This window comes from Thalassoroseus sp. (assembly GCF_984380535.1).
Genome location: NZ_CFHRBF010000049.1, coordinates 1 through 2,614, shown reverse-complemented (window position 1 = coordinate 2,614; position 2,614 = coordinate 1). Strand labels below are relative to the sequence as shown.

Sequence of the window (2,614 nt, the reverse complement as noted above, 5' to 3'; positions counted from 1 at the left end):
GCCGCCGAGGGCGTCATCACGTCGTAACTGACCCGCTCGACTTTCATTTCGGGCCGTGTAAAACACGCATACTCGCCCCGCACGCGGAGCCGAATGGATTGACACGCCATTTCCGTTTCCCCTTCATCGCCAGTTTTTGCCTGGGATCGAATACACTTGGCTTTTGCCGGTGATTTACTTAACAATTCATGTTAGTTAGAAGAGTATCTGATGTCTATTGACAAATTGATTTGGTTGCGAAATAATCCCTGTAGTTTGAGGTCAACATTCTCTAGATCGTGCAATAACCATGTACCACTCACTTAAGACTCGGAAAGATACGCTGAAGTGGCTCTGTGATGACTTCTTCATCGAAAAATATCCCAGGCCTGAAGACCTATTGACGGCAGAAGCGAGAAATGAAATCTACGATGAGTACTGCCGGATTTTCCGGCACTGGTTTTCCGATGCTGAGTTTACGCGAATGTTCGCACCAATTTATCGAAGCCGAATGTGTAATCCTCAGCCGCAGTTGATCGCGAAGTAGCATTCTTTTTCGCCTACTGGAGGTTGAGTTTCATGTCCTATGCGGACATGCGGATTGAAACATGTTTGTGAGTGCGGTTGCTGAGCTGCGCGAGTGGGGCGGTAATCGATACTTACCGTCCCACTTTTCGCATCAAGTATTGGTTTTCTTCTAGACAATTAGCGATTCCGGTTCGTGAGCAGTCATGTCGGTTCTTAGCCCGAGTTGTTCGTCGTAGAGATCTTCGTTGAGCAATACGGCATAGCAGTCGTGCCGGATCTCGATTTGGTGGGTGGCTAGTAGATTTCGAAAAATGTTTTCAAAAACAGACACGGTGTATCGTTGCAGGCGGCGACGCATTTTGAGACCGAGTGGTTTGTCACTCGCGAGGCGTTCGATCAATCGGCGTCCGCGTTTGCCGTAGGGAACGATGACCGGTTGGGCTTCGTCTTCGATCATTCGAAACCGCTTGGCAGCCTCTTTGAATTGGAAGATGGCCTGGTAGGGTTCGATGAACTGATCGAGTACGGCTTTGTCGTCCCAGTTCTTGTGACCTTGTTTCCAATAGTGCAGACGGAAGTACTGCTCGACGGGCTCTAAAGCCAACAGGTCTTCAACGTCCGGCAGTAGTTCGCGAGTCGTCTCGGCAGTACTGCCCAATAACCCGCGGAGTTTGGGACGATCAGCGTGTTCAAACACAAACACTATACCACAATCGCGTTTGCCTTCGCGATTGCAACGGCCGGCAGCTTGGGCGATGGAATCGATGCCGGTCATAGCTCGGTAGACAACCGGGAAATCAACATCCACGCCCGCCTCGATCAACTGCGTACTGATGACTCTGCAGGAAAGTTTCTTGGCAAGACGCTTGCGAATATGTGTGATGACCTTCGCCCGATGCTCGCCACACATCCGCGTGCTGAGGTGGAACAACCCGTCCGAACGCGAATTCTGTTTCCGCAGGGATTCAAATAGTTCGGCGGCGTGTGGTCGCGTGTTGACGATGCACAGAAACGATTCGTGATTGCTCAGTCGCGTAGTCAATTCGTCATCGGTGAGTTGGCCGAGATTGTTGACATCCACCCGCTTCATTTGCCGATAAAGTTCCTGCGGTTCCGGGATGATTTCACGCAGCTTGTCCGCTTCGATGCCGATGCGAAAGTCGTTGTTGCGGGCAAGGGCCGGTTGCGTGGCGGTGCAGAACACAACCGTGCAACCATAGTTGCGGACGAGTTCCCGTAACGCCGCCAGGCACGGCCCGAGTAGTTCCACCGGCAGCGTTTGGGCTTCATCAAGTACGATTACGCTACCGGCAATTCGATGCAGTTTGCGACACCGCGATGTGCGATTGGCAAACAGCGACTCAAAGAGCTGCACGTTAGTAGTCACGATGAGCCGACTGTCCCAATTTTCGGCGGCTAGTCGTGTCCAAGGCGTTTCACGGTCGGCGTCGGGATCGAGATTGCTATGATGTTCCAGAACCGCATGCGCACTCAGACTCGCGAATGTCTTGCGAAAAACATCGGCGGTTTGCTCGATAATACTGGTGAAGGGAATCGCATAAATCACGCGGTCCAAAGCGTGTTTCTCGGCATGCCCTAATGCAAACGCTAAGGATGCAAGCGTCTTGCCGCCCCCGGTGGGCACAGTCAATGAAAAGAACCCCGGCTCCCACTCAGCAGCGGATCGACACGCCGCGAGCACTTCCTGACGTCGAGCGTTGACAAAACTTGGATCGGCATTTCTTCCTAGTTCGTCCAGATGCTGCGCGAGTGTCTCAGCCAGTGCCCGAATGGATGGTCCCGACCCAACCCGCTGCCTCGCCTGAGCGGAATTCATGAACTGCTCGGTTGCCAGGAAATCCGCATCGACCAAGCAGGAAAACAGCATGCGGGTGAAGAACGCCAATTGGAATGCGGTCTGCTTCGTATCTTTCAAATCGTCAAACTGAAGCAACGGAAAGTCCGGCGGCTCGGCTTTCAAGAATTCCGTCGGTGCATTGATGTAAGAATCTATCTTTTTCTTCAGTCGATCCTGCAACCCAGACCGACCGGCCGGATTCTGATCCCGATCGTCCGCTAATCCCGCGTGATGCCCGGCCAAGCAGTA

Annotated in this window: 3 protein-coding genes; 1 reads left to right on the top strand and 2 read right to left on the bottom strand. The window is 52.8% G+C overall.

Going from position 1 to position 2,614, the window contains the following annotated elements:
* The coding region (gene cas5 / locus AC5DDB_RS29900) for a CRISPR-associated protein Cas5 (RefSeq protein ID WP_491743437.1) at positions 1-110 on the bottom strand (110 nt) is incomplete at its 3' end.
* 179 nt (positions 111-289) lie between these two features.
* Between cas5 and AC5DDB_RS29895 the strand changes: the two genes are divergently transcribed.
* Complete coding sequence (locus tag AC5DDB_RS29895; protein WP_491743436.1) at positions 290-526, top strand: hypothetical protein; 237 nt, start codon at positions 290-292, stop codon at positions 524-526.
* Between the two features lie 150 nt (positions 527-676).
* Here the strand turns inward: AC5DDB_RS29895 and cas3 are convergent.
* The coding region (gene cas3 / locus AC5DDB_RS29890; RefSeq protein ID WP_491743435.1) for a CRISPR-associated helicase Cas3' at positions 677-2,614 on the bottom strand (1,938 nt) is incomplete at its 5' end.